Source organism: Streptomyces sp. NPDC058307 (assembly GCF_042880295.1).
Taxonomy (GTDB): domain Bacteria; phylum Actinomycetota; class Actinomycetes; order Streptomycetales; family Streptomycetaceae; genus Streptomyces.
This window is the reverse complement of sequence record NZ_JBHVYZ010000056.1, coordinates 923-12902: the sequence shown is the minus strand read 5'-3', so window position 1 is coordinate 12902 and position 11980 is coordinate 923. Positions and strand designations below refer to the sequence as shown.

The following is an 11980-nucleotide window of genomic DNA, read 5'->3' as shown; positions in this document are numbered from 1 at the left end:
TCAATTCTCGGCGGCGCGTCCGTTGCGAGTCTTGGCGCGGCGCCTGATCAGGAACTCGGTTGTGTTGACGAAATGCGCGACGTCCTCGGGGTCCTCGATGCCCATTTCCTCCGCGGCCTGCTCTGGCGTGAGTGGACCATCGGGCCGCGGGGCGGGGTTTTGGACGTCGGCTAGTTCTCGGCGACTGAGGACGCCGGCGGCGATCAGCACCTCAGCGAGCGGCAGATCAAGGGCGTGGGCGAGGGCTTCCAGAACCTTGATGTCCTGCGCGCCCTGCTTGTTGAGAATGCGGCTGATCGTGCCAACACTCAGGCCCGAATCTGCGACGAACCGGCTTTGTCCGCCACCCCTGGGTCGCATGTCGTAGCCGCGCCGTTCGAGCTGATCGCGGAGCCATCGCGCGAACTCGGCAGGGGTCGCCTTGTCGCTCCCCGGCTGGTTGTTCTGTTCCATGGATGGAACATACCGCGCATGGACGGGTCCGGCTACGGGCCGTCTTGAACCTGTCCTGGTCGCACACTTTTGACACGATTCACCCCCTGAACTGCGGCGGCGCACTCGAACAGGTGACCGATTGTTGTCGGGCATATGCCGAGTGTCAATGCACTTTGAAGCGGCAGGACTTCACAGTTTCCCCACACGTTCCATCATGCTACGTTCCATCCATGGAAGGAGTGAACCAACCAAGAAAGGACGATGCCCGTGTATGACCGCGAGGCCCTGGTCACCGCCGCCCGCAAAGCGGGTGATCACAAACCGTCAGACACCGCACGCCGGTTGAAGGTTGCGCGGAACACCGCATGGCGCCTGTGGCACGGGCACACCGCCCCGAGCGCGAACGTAGCCGCCGCCGTCGAGGAGCACTACGGCGTTTCGGCCGGCCAGCTGGTCAAGCGGTCCGCCGCGTGACCGGCCCCGTGATCTCCCGCGAGCAGGCGTTCGCGAACGCCCGCCGTGTCCTCGACGCCGCCCGCGACCGCCGAGACAGCGACCGCGCCGCCGGTCGCCTCGACTCCGCAACGGAACTGATCTTGCGCCGCCTCGAACGCGACCAGCGCCAGCAGGCGCCCGCCGTCGAGCACGGCGCCGCCGCCTGAAAACACGGCGGGCCGCCCGGATTGCCCCCGGACGGCCCGCCCGACCGAACCCCGAGAGGTACCGATCGTGAACACCCCTGAGCGTACCGCCGCCACACCGAGCGCGGACGCCGAGAAGCACACCATCCGCACGGCCGTGATCGCCCGGCAGCTGGACCAGATCGCCCCCGGCACCGTGCGCGTGCGGACCGCCCCTGTACGGACCGAACACGACGGCGAGCAGCGCCTCACGACGTGGGTCGTCCTCGGCGACGCCCTCGGCGGGCCGGTCAAGGCCGACCGCGACGCGCACCGCGCCGCCCGCGGCCTGCTGCTGCGGATGTTCCCCGCCGCCGACTGGACCCGCCCGCAGGTCTACGACGCGATCACGGGCGCCCTCGCCGTCGACACGCCGGTCATGCCCGAGGAGCTGCGCCGATGATCCGCCCGACGCTCACCGCCGACGGCCTCGCCGTCCGTCTGCCGATCGCCGACCGTGCCGAGCAGCTGCTCGACGCACTCGCCGTCGCGTACACCGCCGACCCCGACACGGTCGGCCACCTGCTCACGCACCACGGGACGCACGTCGTCCGCCTCGATCACGCCGTCGTGAGCGAGGACATGCCCGAGCACGAGCGCGCCATACGCGCCGCCGAGGCCGACGGGAGCCGCGAGGCCCTGCTCGCCGAGGCGCCGCCCGCCGACAACCTCGACGACCTGCTCGGCCCCGACGACGCGCTCACCCTCGCCCGCCGTATCACCCGCCTCGCCGTATACGTCGACCCCCGCGCCGGTCGCATCACCCGCCGCCTCGCTGCACGCATCCGCAACACGGCTTCCCTCGGCAGGGGTGAGGCCGCGTGAGTCTCACTCTCGTCACGGTCGGGAAGCTGCTCGCCGAGCGGGCCGTCGAGATGGTGCCGGGACAGCTCGCCATCGATGAGGGCGACGCGCTGCGGGTGGGGTCGCTGTGCTCCGGATACGGCGGCCTCGACATGGCCGTCTGCGACGTCCTCGGCGCGTCCGTGGCGTGGCACTGCCAGTACGAGCCCGGCGACAAACACCAGTACGCCGCGCGCATCCTCGCCCATCACTGGCCCGACGTCCCAAACCACGGCGATATCACGGCCGTTGACTGGTCGGAGGTCGAGCCGGTCGACGTCCTCACCTCCGGTTTCCCCTGCACCGACGTGAGCCTCGCCGGCAAGCGCGCGGGCCTGATCGGCGACACCGTCGTACCCGCCGGCGTCCTGCTGTGCGGAAACTGCCGTTGGGGCGACCACGACCTCACGACGTGCGAGGCCGCCGCGCCGTCCGGCGCCGTCCCCTCGCGCCTGTCCGGTGTGGTGGCCGCCGCCGCGGTCGCCGAACTCAACGCCCGCGACCTCGGCGACCCTTCGGGCCCGCCGCCCGAGCGCGTGATCAAGGGGACCCGGTCCGGCCTGTGGTTCCACGTCGCCCACGCCATATCCGTACTCCGACCCCGATTGGTGGTGATCGAAAATGTCCGCGGTCTTCTCTCGGCCAAGGCCGTTCGCGGTGTGGGAGCCGACGGAACGCCTGTGGATGCGGACTGCGGAGACGCCGACACTCTTCGAGCTATCGGCGCCGTACTCGGCGACTTGGCCGACCTCGGGTTCGATGCGGAATGGCACGTGCAGCGCGCATCCGACGTCGGGGCCCCGCACCAGCGTGAGCGCGTTTTCATCATCGCGTGGCCTGCTGCCGACGCCGACCACGAGCGAGTGGAACGGTCCGGGGGCCCCGGACGGGAACCGCAACGACACCTTGCGGGCACGCATCGCGCGGCTTCCGACGCCCCTCGCGAGGGACAGCCGGGGGAAGGGACACCCGGACGGCCTACCGGCGGTCGTGCAGCTGTTGAAGACGCCGACGGCCTCACTGGGGATGAGCGGCGGGTCGCAGCATCCGGAGAAGAGGAAACGGGGCGGGCACGGTCCGACGCTCGCCGACGAGGTCGAGCACCTACTACCGACGCCGAGGGCGAGCGACACCGGGACGCCGGGCCGCCGGTCGAGCGAGGGGTTCCGACCGCCCCTGTCCGAGGTCGTGATTCCGATGTTCCCGACCCCGAGGGCGAGCGACGGAACCAAGGCGAGTCCGCACCAGAAGTACGGGGACGGGACGCCGACTCTGGCGAACGCGGCAGCGTCGATTGGGGCGAGTACGCCCCCGCCGTCGAACGGTGGGAAGCGGTCACGGGCCGACCGGCACCCCGGCCAACTGACGATCGAGGCCGCCTGACCCCGGCGTTCGTCGAGTGGATGATGGGTCTTCCCCTCGCCCACGTCACGGGCGTACCGGGCCTGTCCCGCCCCGCCCAGCTCAAGGCACTCGGTAACGGCGTCGTGCCGCAACAGGCCGCGTACGCGCTGCGGTTCCTGCTGCACCGCGCCGGAATCGCCGCACGGTTCGGACTGGCCGCATGAGCGCCAGCACGCCCGTACGGGGCGTTTCCGTCGACCTCGCCCTCGCGTTCCTCAAGCGCACCCGCGAGACCGAGGGCGGACACCGCGAGTGGACCGGCACCCCCGCCAAGGGCGGGGGCCGGTTCCAGCACAAGGGCACGTCGTACACCGCGTTTCAGGCCGCGTTCATCCTGTGGCACGGGCGGGCCCCGGCCGGCAACGTCTCGCCGTCGTGCGACGTGCCGACCTGCTGCTCGCCCGCCCATGTCGACGACCAGGAGACACGGAAGCGCGAGCGCGCCGCCCTCGCCGACGTCAAGGGCATGCGGCACCGGCCGCCGAAGTGCAAGCACGACCAGGCCGTACACGGCCGCCACCGTGCCGACGGCCGCCGGTACTGCGCCGAGTGCAACCGCCTTTCCAGCACGCCGAGTTGTGGGCACGGAAACCCGACATGCCACGACTCCGAGGTACGGCCGTACCCGTGCGGGCCACGGTGCGAGGAGCACCAGCCGGCCCGGACCCGTCCGTACGTCACCGCCGCCGCCTGAACTGCCCCGGGGCGAGGACGAGCCGCCGCCCCTCGCCCCGGGCGCCCATCCGAGGAGCACAACCCCTGTGACCTGGTTCAAAGTCGACGACACGTTTTACGGGCACCCCAAGACGCTCAAGGCCGGTAACGCCGCCGTCGGCCTGTGGGTCAAGGCGGGCGCGTACGCCGCCCAGCACCTCACCGAGGGCATGGTTCCTGGCGTCGTCGCCCAGCTGTACGGCACCGCGCCGCAGGCCCGGAAGCTGGTCGCCGCCGGCCTATGGCACGAGCACGGCCACACGTGCCCGCACCCGAAGTGCCAGCAGCCGGCCCCTGGCGACTACTACATGCACGACTTCCTGATCTACAACCCCACCCGCGCGCGCGTCGAGGACGAACGGGCGAGGTCTGCCGAGCGGCAGCGGCGGGCCCGCGAGCGCGCCACCGAGCAGCGGACCCAGGAGCGTAATCCGTCCGATCCGTCGGCGAATGACGAGCGAATCGACGACGATGCGTCGCCCGGAAATCGCGAACCATCCGCGAATCAGATCGAGTTCCCGGACGACATCGCAGGTCAGGGAAGTACGTCACAGCGTGACGGTACGGACCCGTCACGGTCCCCCCGACCCGACCCGTCCCGTCCTGCTGTACCTCCTTCGGAGGTACAGCCAGCTAGCTACGGCTCGGCCCCCGCCGTCCCGCCGAACCTTCGGCCGTTGCGTGACGCGCTCACCGCCGCCGGCGTCGTCGTCGAGTGGTCGCTCGCCGAAGCTGATTGGTTCCGGCTTGAGGCGATCGTGAAGCGGACCGCCGTCCCCGCCCTGGTCGACCACGCCCGCGAGCAGTGGCGCCGCGCCCGTTCCCGCCCCCGCTCGGTCCGGTACTTCCTGCCCGGCTGGACCGCGCTCCCGCCCGTGCCCGCCGGGGGCCCGACGTCGCCGGGCGCCGACGTGATCCCGCTCGACGCCGCCCGCCCCGGCCGTGTCCAGCGTGCCGCCGACCTGTTCGCCGCCGTCCTCAACTCACCCGAGGAGCAAGCCAGATGACCCGCGAGGAAGTCGCGGCCCTGCTCGCCTACGCCGTGCGCCTCGACCCGCGCACCGCGCCCGCCGACCAGGCCGCCGCCGCCGAAACCCTCGACCAGTGGGCCGACCTGCTCGCCGACGTCCCTCCGACCGCGCCGCACCCCAACGGCCGCCACTGGGACGCCGCACAGGTCGTACGCCATCACATCGCGACCTCGCCGTACCCGGTCAGGCCGTCGGATGTGTCACGCCCGTGGCACAGCTTCCGCCGCGACGTAGTCGACCGCCACCACGACCCCGTTCCCGCCGCCGACCCGGACGACGCCGAGGCGTACCGCGCCGAACTGGTCGGCACTCGCAACGCCGTGGCGACCGGCGCCTCGACCGCCGCGACGTACCGCGAACTGACCGGCGGGCCCGCGCCCGAGGTCGCCGAACGCCTCGCCGCCCTCGGCGACTACGTCCCCCGAACCGTCGCCCAGGCCCTCGCCGAGTTCCGGCCGCGCCGGGCCGAGCGCGAACGCCGCGCCGTCGAGGGACTGCCCGACCCGCTCGACGTCGCGTGCCCGCATGTGCACTGCCTCGCCCGCGCCGGCGAGCCGTGCGTCAACCGCCGCCGCAACCCGCGCCGCACCGCCCACCCCTCGCGCCTCGACCTCGCCACCGCCCGCCGCTACGCACCGAAGGAGCCAGCTGCATGACCAGCCGCAGGAAGCACCCCGAGCGCGCCCCGCACCGCCGCCGCGCCAGCGCGACCGACCGCACAAAAAACAGCAGCGGGTACCGGATCACGGGATCATGGGACCAGCATCCGGACCGCCCGGCGATCGAGCCGACGCAGGACCGCAAGGCCGCCCGCCGCATCGCGCGCGAGATGGCCGAGCAGGGCCGGTTTCGCGGCGATCACTGTTCCTCTTGCTGGTGAAACTGCACACACGCTACGGCGATATCCGAGATGAGTTTAGTGTCAGGGTCAAATGGCCGCACAGTCATCGTGAAATTGCAGGACAGCGTTTGCCCGTTTGATAGTTTCACAATAATGTTTCCTGGCGCACCCTGCCCGGGGTCTCCCCCCGGGCGGAGACCCCAGAGAGCTTGCTCCTGCTCCTTTACTTCCGAGGGCGGTTCCGGAATGCGATACCCGGGAATTTCACTTCGGGTAGGAGCATCAGGAGGCCCCTCCAGTACGAAATTCGCTACTGACCCCCCTGCCACCACTCGAAGAATCTCTAGTGCCACCAGCACGCTCCTGAGCGTGTAGTAGATATCCCTGGGGCTGGCTTTTAGGGTGATTTTGAGAGGCGAGGAACGCTCAACGCTGATCACGCTGAACTGCATCTTCGACGGGTGCGTGAGATGCACGGGTGGTGGCGATTCTGGATAGTCCCTCACCAGCTCGTCGAGTCGCATGCACCAGCGGAACCAGAGTTCCACATCAACCAACGCCCGTCCCACGTAAGGAACAGACTCATCTGGAAGTATGAGGGTGATCTGAATTTCGGTGACGACATGATCACCGAATTCTTTCTCGACCACAGGAGCTAGGGTCGAAGTGAAGTGATTCCAGAAGGCATTAGGCAGTGTGGGTTCAACGGAAGCAGGAGCACCCGCCTGGACAAACGCCATCGCTTCCTCCTTATCAATCACCTCATCAACTCACACACTCCCCACCTGTGCCCTTTATGTACCCCCAAACGAGTAGCAGAAGGTCCGATGTCGGGATCGGGACAGGGCAAGGCGGGAGTGCGGAACTTCGTCGGCTAGTTCCACTGACGGAACGGCCGTGGCGGCGGCACACCCGGCACCGCTTCGCGGAGCCTGGGGGGCGCTCTGGTCCGCCCGGCAGTCCGACTGAGCCTCACTCAAGCTTCGATGGCGCAGGACCAGGGGGCGGAAATCCGAACGGACGACGACGCCCCCCGTGAATTATCTTCCATCCATGGATGGTTCATTCTGTCCACGGGAAGAACATTCGGAGCGACTTACACCCGCAAGGAGGTACGTCCGTGGACCGGCCCTCCGCGACCGAGCGGTTCGCCGACAAGGTGAACACCGCCGGCCCCTGGTCACTCCGCCGGGACTGCCCCGGCCCCTGCCACCTGTGGGGCGGCTCGCAGAACGAGAAGGGCTACGGCACCTTTTGGGCCCACGGCCGCACGGTCAAGGCCCACCGCTACGCGTACGAGCAGGCCAACGGCCCGATACCCGTCGGCCTTGAGGTCGACCACCGGTGCCGCCGCCGCGAATGCGTCGCCCCCGGCCACCTCGACGCCGTCACGCACCGCACGAACATCCTCCGCTCGACGAACCACGTCGCCGCCCGCGCCGCCGTCACGCACTGCCCGGCCGGCCACGCCTACGACCAGGCGAACACCATCCGCGCGAAGAACGGGACGCGGAAGTGCCGGAAGTGCAAGAACGCGTCCGCCCGAGCCAAACGCGCCGAGCAGCGCGAGGCCCGCCTCGCCACGATCCACCCCATCCGCCCCCGTACCTCCCGCGCCCTCGGACAGGCCGCCTGACCCGCGCCGCAGTCCCGTTCCGACCAGACCGCGCGTCCGGACGCGAGCCCGACCGCGCGCGCGAGCAGCGACTCGGCCGCAGCACCGACCGACGTAAGGAGAAGAATCCGTGACCACGCACCGCCGCCGGCACTCCCGGATCAAGCCGCGCGACCACGAGCGCGCCGACCGCCGCGCCGCCCTCGATGTCCTGCTCGCCCGCGCCGAGCGCGGCCGACTCAGCGCCGCCGAGGCCCGGCTGTTGAGCGAGTACGTCGCGCAGGAACGGCGCGGCGCCGACGAGTCCCGCAAGGCCAACGAGGGCACCACGCGCGCCCTCGCCCACCACCGCGCCGCCGCCGACGCCGTCGTACGCGAGCTTGAGGGCGACCTCGCCGAGGCCCGACAGCGCGCGGCGGACTCCGAGGAACAACTCACCGCGTACCGGGCCGTTTTCGAGCCCGACGCCCTCGCCGTCTACCGCGCCGCCGCGAAGCAGGTCGCCGCTGTTCGGGCCCTGCTGCCCACCGCGCCCCGGCCCCGCCTCGGACTGCCGAACGCCCTCGCGTACGCCCACGGCTTGCACGACGCGTACGACGCCGTCCGCGACACCCTCGCCCAGCACTGAGCACCAGGAGCAGCCATCCATGACGACCCCCCTCGACGCCCCGCCGGTCGGCCGCCGCGCCGCGGTCGACCTCGCCGCCGTTCGTGAGCAGTGGGGCGACCTGCTCGCCGCCATCGAGCGACCCCCGGCCGCCGAGTGGCCGCCGCGCGAGACCCGCGGCGGGTTCCTCGACCAGCTCGCCGCCGCCGACCGCACCGACGACCCCATGCCGACCGCGCCCGTCATAGGCCGGCTCCCGCTCACCATCCGCGAACATCCGGCCCCGCTCAACCTCGACGCCCTCGACGCCGCCCTCGACACCGAGCGCGACCTGTTCGACCTCGCCGACGCCGTCGCCGAGCAGGTACAGCGCCCCGTACGGCGGACGCCGGTCGCGCTGGGGTCGTACCCGCCGCGCACGGTCATGCGGGAAGACCTCGGCGATCGGCAGCACCCCGGCCGGTGGCGGTACCAGACGCCCGAGTCGGCCGGTTCGCGGGCGTACGGGTTGCACTGGGCCGCCGTGTGGCTGGAGGGGCGGGCCCTCGGCGAGGAGTACGGCGACCTGTTCACGCCGGTCCCCGCCCTGCTGCTCGACCACATCGCCGTGACGGCCGCCGGCGCTCGTCGCAGGGTCGAACGGGCCCTCGGCCGTGACGGCCGGTCGACCCCGCTCGACCGGCCGTGCCCATGGTGCGGGGGGAGTCTCACCGGCCGGACCCGTGCGGGCGGCGAGCCGGTCGTCGCCTGCTCGACCGGCGCACGCTGCACCGCGCCCGCCGAGGACGGCCGCCGGGGCGAATGGCGGGGGGCCGACCTGGTCGCCCTGTGGGCCGCCCTCACCGCCGAACGGCAGGGACCGGCCGCGTAACCGAGGCGGGCCCGGAGGCGAGGGCCGGGCCCACCGGCCCACGCGTCGAAGTCACCACCCCCCACAAGGATGATGAACTCAGTACATCAAAACTTGTGTACTGAGTTCATTCCGTCTACTGTGGGATCCACGCCGCCGGACTCCACCCGGCCAGACCAAGGGAGCGACCCCTGTGACCAGCACAAAGCGCACCCGCTACCACGTCGGAAGCCGCGAGATCGGCCTCGACGTCGAGTACCGCGTCGAGTGCATCGGCACCCTCGACGAGGCCCGCGAGTGGCTGCGTGCCGACATTGAGGCCGTCGCCGAGGACGTCGAGGACCCGAGCCCGTTCGACGCGTTCCTCGACCGCCTCGACGACGCCGAGATCGTCGGCGAGCACCACATCGACGCGTTCACCTTCTTCGTGCGGGCCGTCGAGGACTGCGGTTGCCCGTGCGACTGCGCCGAGACCGGTCATGTCTGCGACGGCGTGCACCGCCGCGAGGCCGCCCCCGAGCCCCAGCTCGCCGAGGCTGACGCCGAGGGCCGTTCCGTCTTCGAGTTCGACGGCGCCGAGTACGCCGTCTTCAACACGGCGAGCAAGCCGCTTGACGGGTACTGGGCCGTCGCCAAGATCCCCGCCGAGGGCGACATCTACCCGAGTCGCGACTACGTGTTCGCGGGCATGAAGACCCGCGAGCGCGCGTTCGCCCTCGCTGTCGAGAAGCTGCGTCCCACCCGCGTGATCACGTTCCTGCCCAAGCGCTTCAACGACGTCACGATCTCGCGCGAGGAGCGCGACAGCGACGAGTACCCGACCGTGACGGCCGAGGGTTGGGTCGTGGGCTGGTCGACCGAGGGGTACGCCGTCCTGTTCGAGGACGGCGCGGCACGCGCGCACATCTACCCGGGACGCCCCATCGAGGTGACCATCTTCCGCGCCGAGGGCGTCGGGTCCGACGACCTCGACGGCGAATGGCGGTTCGTCGAGACGGCCGCACTCGCCGCCCGCGCCCACATCCTCGACGCCCGCGCCTGACCGACCGCTGAGGGGGCGCCCCGCGCGGCGCCCCCTCCGAAGGGACACCCAATGAAGTGCCTTGAGTTCTTCCCTGTGGTCGTGACGGCGTTCCCCGCCGACGAGGACCACGCCCCGCTGCTGGTCGACCCCGCCGCCGCCCGGATCGTGCGGGCCGTCGAGGTCGGCGAGGGAGACACGATCCTCGCGTCGTTCCCCGACTACCGCCACGGCGGCGCCGTGTGGGCACGGCTCACCGCCTACCGGAATCTCGGCCGTCTGCCCCGCGCGGACTACTTCAACGACCAGTACCAAGCGCACCCGATGCCCTACGACCGCGCGTGCGGATGTGGATCGTGCGCCAACCTCGCGGACTGCACGGAAGCCGTCGTGAACCTCGGCGACGACAAACCCGTGGGAGGTCTGCGACCCGTGGCCCGCGACTGACCTCGCCCTGATCGTCCCCGCCTGACCACCGAGGGGGCCCGCCCTCCAACGGCGGGCCCCGCCGAGGAGCGAACTCGTGGAGACCTACGCAGTGCGCGGCGCCGCCCGCAAGACGACCGGCCACTACCGCCGCCCCGGAACCCGAGAGCTTTACTGCGGGCGCCGTGCGGGCGGCCGTAACTCGATCTTCGCCGCCGTACGCGGGTGGCACCTGTGCAAGCGGTGCGTACGGGCCGAGGCACGCGACCGTTATGAGGCCGAAGCCGTGGCCGAGGCATGGCGGAGCGAGGTCGTTGAGCCGGCCGGCATGCTGGTCATCGCCTCGTACACGCGACCGCGCGGCGCCGAACAGCTCGCCTTCGACGGCGTACCGCGCCCGCACGAGCAGTACGCCTTGTTCGCCGCCTGACCGCCCAGCCTCGCCCGAGGCTGTGCCCTACCGTGCCACCAGGAGCAGGAACCATGAGTAACGAGCAGCCCGACGAGACGCCCGGGGGAAGGCTGCGCACACGACTACTCGCCGCTTTCGACCAATTCGAGAAGGAGCGCGAGGCCGAGCGGCGCCAGTACGCGGCCGCCGAATCGTCCGGTCTCGCACGCCTCGCCGAGGAGTACGCCCGAGCGACCACGGCCACGGCGCGCGCCACCCTCGCCGAGCGGGTCGGTCCGTCCCTCTCCCTCACCGAGGCCGGGGTGATCCGCCGCACCGCGAAGGCCGTCGAGGGGGCCCTACCGAGCGTGATCGTCGGGGCGCGGGTCGATGGTTGGACGGCCGCCGAGATCGCCGCAGAACTGGGCGTGACCGCGTCGTATGTTCACAGGATCCTGCGTAACAACCCGTGGGACGCGGCATGGACCATGTACCGCGCGACCGGCGCCGACACGTGGGAACCGGTCGAGTCCGGAACTCTCTGCGCCACCGAGACCGCCGCCAGTGTCGCCGAACAGATCCTCGCTGAACGCCTCGACGTTTCCCTCGCCCGCAGCGGCGCCCGCGTGTGCGTGTGGCGAAGCGGGGAGGAAGGCGACCCGGACGACGCCCGATTCACCGCCGAGCGCGAGGGCGACACCATCCACGACCACTGAGCTAACGCGGGCCCGCACACGGCGACTCCACCGCCGGACGGGCCCGACTAATCACGATGGGAGCGACCCCCAACATGACCAACACACAGCCTACCGAGCGGCCAGCCAAGGCCCCGAACCTCCCGCCGCCCATAGGCCGGTCCCTGTCCGTGCGCATCCTCGACGAGGGGATGTATGACGACCTGCGCGTCATCATGAAGACCGGTTGCGACGCCTCGGCCGCCGTCCGACAAGCGTTACTGCTGCTCGCGAACCTGTACTACGAGGCATGGAACCGCGGGCACTACCCGACGGGCGTCGCGCCCGTCATCGAGACGGCGAACATCAAGCCATACAAACCCGTCCGACAGCCTGACCAACACGTATGACAGCCGCGCGCCCCGCTGCACGACACGGCGGGGCGCGC

Annotated in this window: 19 protein-coding genes; 17 read left to right on the top strand and 2 right to left on the bottom strand. The window is 70.8% G+C overall.

The features are described 5' to 3' along the window. Positions 1-453 carry a helix-turn-helix transcriptional regulator gene (locus tag ACFVYN_RS31315; protein ID WP_055514596.1) on the bottom strand — a complete coding sequence of 151 codons (453 nt, stop codon included), beginning with the start codon at positions 451-453 and terminating at the stop codon, positions 1-3. A 243-nt stretch (positions 454-696) separates the two neighbouring features. On the opposite strand from ACFVYN_RS31315, the gene ACFVYN_RS31310 reads away from it, so the two are divergent. From ACFVYN_RS31310 to ACFVYN_RS31270, 9 genes are all read left to right on the top strand, one after another. Beyond that, the gene (locus ACFVYN_RS31310) at positions 697-909 is read left to right on the top strand and encodes a hypothetical protein (protein WP_390004625.1); all 213 of its coding nucleotides are present in this window, start codon (positions 697-699) and stop codon (positions 907-909) included. Next, a complete protein-coding gene (locus tag ACFVYN_RS31305) occupies positions 906-1097 on the top strand; it encodes a hypothetical protein (RefSeq protein WP_390004623.1) in 192 nt (63 codons plus the stop codon). Before ACFVYN_RS31310 ends, ACFVYN_RS31305 begins: the two co-directional genes overlap by 4 nt. A 67-nt stretch (positions 1098-1164) precedes the next feature. Further along, positions 1165-1518, top strand: a complete 354-nt coding sequence (locus ACFVYN_RS31300; RefSeq protein WP_240508365.1) for a hypothetical protein — start codon at positions 1165-1167, stop codon at positions 1516-1518. Beyond that, the gene (locus ACFVYN_RS31295) at positions 1515-1940 is read left to right on the top strand and encodes a hypothetical protein (protein WP_390004620.1); all 426 of its coding nucleotides are present in this window, start codon (positions 1515-1517) and stop codon (positions 1938-1940) included. The genes ACFVYN_RS31300 and ACFVYN_RS31295 overlap by 4 nt, the downstream gene beginning before the upstream one ends. A gap of 50 nt (positions 1941-1990) precedes the next feature. Further along, entirely contained in the window at positions 1991-3526 is a 1536-nt protein-coding gene (locus ACFVYN_RS31290) for a DNA cytosine methyltransferase (protein WP_390004618.1), read from the top strand. Next, complete coding sequence (locus tag ACFVYN_RS31285; protein ID WP_390004616.1) at positions 3523-4056, top strand: hypothetical protein; 534 nt, start codon at positions 3523-3525, stop codon at positions 4054-4056. Before ACFVYN_RS31290 ends, ACFVYN_RS31285 begins: the two co-directional genes overlap by 4 nt. A 67-nt stretch (positions 4057-4123) precedes the next feature. After that, entirely contained in the window at positions 4124-5083 is a 960-nt protein-coding gene (locus tag ACFVYN_RS31280; RefSeq protein ID WP_390004614.1) for a mucin-2, read from the top strand. Next, on the top strand, positions 5080-5763 hold the full coding sequence (locus tag ACFVYN_RS31275; protein ID WP_390004611.1) for a cell surface glycoprotein: 684 nt from the start codon (positions 5080-5082) through the stop codon (positions 5761-5763). Before ACFVYN_RS31280 ends, ACFVYN_RS31275 begins: the two co-directional genes overlap by 4 nt. Continuing rightward, positions 5760-5987 (top strand): hypothetical protein, encoded by a 228-nt coding sequence (locus ACFVYN_RS31270; RefSeq protein ID WP_390004608.1) that lies wholly within the window; start codon positions 5760-5762, stop codon positions 5985-5987. The genes ACFVYN_RS31275 and ACFVYN_RS31270 overlap by 4 nt, the downstream gene beginning before the upstream one ends. Here ACFVYN_RS31270 and ACFVYN_RS31265 read toward each other — a convergent pair. Continuing rightward, positions 5966-6709: a hypothetical protein gene (locus ACFVYN_RS31265; protein ID WP_390004607.1), complete on the bottom strand. Its 744-nt coding sequence runs from the start codon at positions 6707-6709 to the stop codon at positions 5966-5968. The genes ACFVYN_RS31270 and ACFVYN_RS31265 overlap by 22 nt on opposite strands. 359 nt (positions 6710-7068) lie before the next feature. Here ACFVYN_RS31265 and ACFVYN_RS31260 point away from each other — a divergent pair, with 359 nt between their 5' ends. The 8 genes from ACFVYN_RS31260 to ACFVYN_RS31225 all read left to right on the top strand — a co-directional run bounded on the left by ACFVYN_RS31260 (position 7069) and on the right by ACFVYN_RS31225 (position 11942). Continuing rightward, positions 7069-7584 carry an HNH endonuclease signature motif containing protein gene (locus tag ACFVYN_RS31260; RefSeq protein ID WP_390004605.1) on the top strand — a complete coding sequence of 172 codons (516 nt, stop codon included), beginning with the start codon at positions 7069-7071 and terminating at the stop codon, positions 7582-7584. Positions 7585-7693: 109 nt separating this feature from the next. Continuing rightward, positions 7694-8191, top strand: a complete 498-nt coding sequence (locus ACFVYN_RS31255; RefSeq protein ID WP_390004603.1) for a hypothetical protein — start codon at positions 7694-7696, stop codon at positions 8189-8191. Positions 8192-8210: 19 nt separating this feature from the next. Continuing rightward, positions 8211-9041, top strand: coding sequence for a hypothetical protein (locus tag ACFVYN_RS31250; protein ID WP_390004601.1), 831 nt, complete (start codon positions 8211-8213; stop codon positions 9039-9041). 172 nt (positions 9042-9213) lie between these two features. Beyond that, the gene (locus ACFVYN_RS31245) at positions 9214-10062 is read left to right on the top strand and encodes a hypothetical protein (protein ID WP_390004599.1); all 849 of its coding nucleotides are present in this window, start codon (positions 9214-9216) and stop codon (positions 10060-10062) included. An 81-nt stretch (positions 10063-10143) separates the two neighbouring features. Then, complete coding sequence (locus ACFVYN_RS31240) at positions 10144-10488, top strand: hypothetical protein (RefSeq protein ID WP_390004597.1); 345 nt, start codon at positions 10144-10146, stop codon at positions 10486-10488. 76 nt (positions 10489-10564) lie between these two features. Next, positions 10565-10897, top strand: coding sequence for a hypothetical protein (locus ACFVYN_RS31235; RefSeq protein ID WP_390004594.1), 333 nt, complete (start codon positions 10565-10567; stop codon positions 10895-10897). A gap of 53 nt (positions 10898-10950) precedes the next feature. Next, on the top strand, positions 10951-11574 hold the full coding sequence (locus tag ACFVYN_RS31230; protein ID WP_390004592.1) for a hypothetical protein: 624 nt from the start codon (positions 10951-10953) through the stop codon (positions 11572-11574). A gap of 74 nt (positions 11575-11648) precedes the next feature. Beyond that, the gene (locus ACFVYN_RS31225; protein WP_390004590.1) at positions 11649-11942 is read left to right on the top strand and encodes a hypothetical protein; all 294 of its coding nucleotides are present in this window, start codon (positions 11649-11651) and stop codon (positions 11940-11942) included. The last annotated feature ends 38 nt before the right edge of the window (positions 11943-11980 follow it).

Coding starts and splice junctions, on each gene's coding strand:
- ACFVYN_RS31315 (WP_055514596.1), bottom strand. CDS start 453: ATGGAACAGAACAACCAGCCGGGGAGCGACAAGGCGACCCCTGCCGAG.
- ACFVYN_RS31310 (WP_390004625.1), top strand. CDS start 697: ATGCCCGTGTATGACCGCGAGGCCCTGGTCACCGCCGCCCGCAAAGCG.
- ACFVYN_RS31295 (WP_390004620.1), top strand. CDS start 1,515: ATGATCCGCCCGACGCTCACCGCCGACGGCCTCGCCGTCCGTCTGCCG.
- ACFVYN_RS31290 (WP_390004618.1), top strand. CDS start 1,991: ATGGTGCCGGGACAGCTCGCCATCGATGAGGGCGACGCGCTGCGGGTG.
- ACFVYN_RS31285 (WP_390004616.1), top strand. CDS start 3,523: ATGAGCGCCAGCACGCCCGTACGGGGCGTTTCCGTCGACCTCGCCCTC.
- ACFVYN_RS31275 (WP_390004611.1), top strand. CDS start 5,080: ATGACCCGCGAGGAAGTCGCGGCCCTGCTCGCCTACGCCGTGCGCCTC.
- ACFVYN_RS31270 (WP_390004608.1), top strand. CDS start 5,760: ATGACCAGCCGCAGGAAGCACCCCGAGCGCGCCCCGCACCGCCGCCGC.
- ACFVYN_RS31250 (WP_390004601.1), top strand. CDS start 8,211: ATGACGACCCCCCTCGACGCCCCGCCGGTCGGCCGCCGCGCCGCGGTC.
- ACFVYN_RS31230 (WP_390004592.1), top strand. CDS start 10,951: ATGAGTAACGAGCAGCCCGACGAGACGCCCGGGGGAAGGCTGCGCACA.
- ACFVYN_RS31225 (WP_390004590.1), top strand. CDS start 11,649: ATGACCAACACACAGCCTACCGAGCGGCCAGCCAAGGCCCCGAACCTC.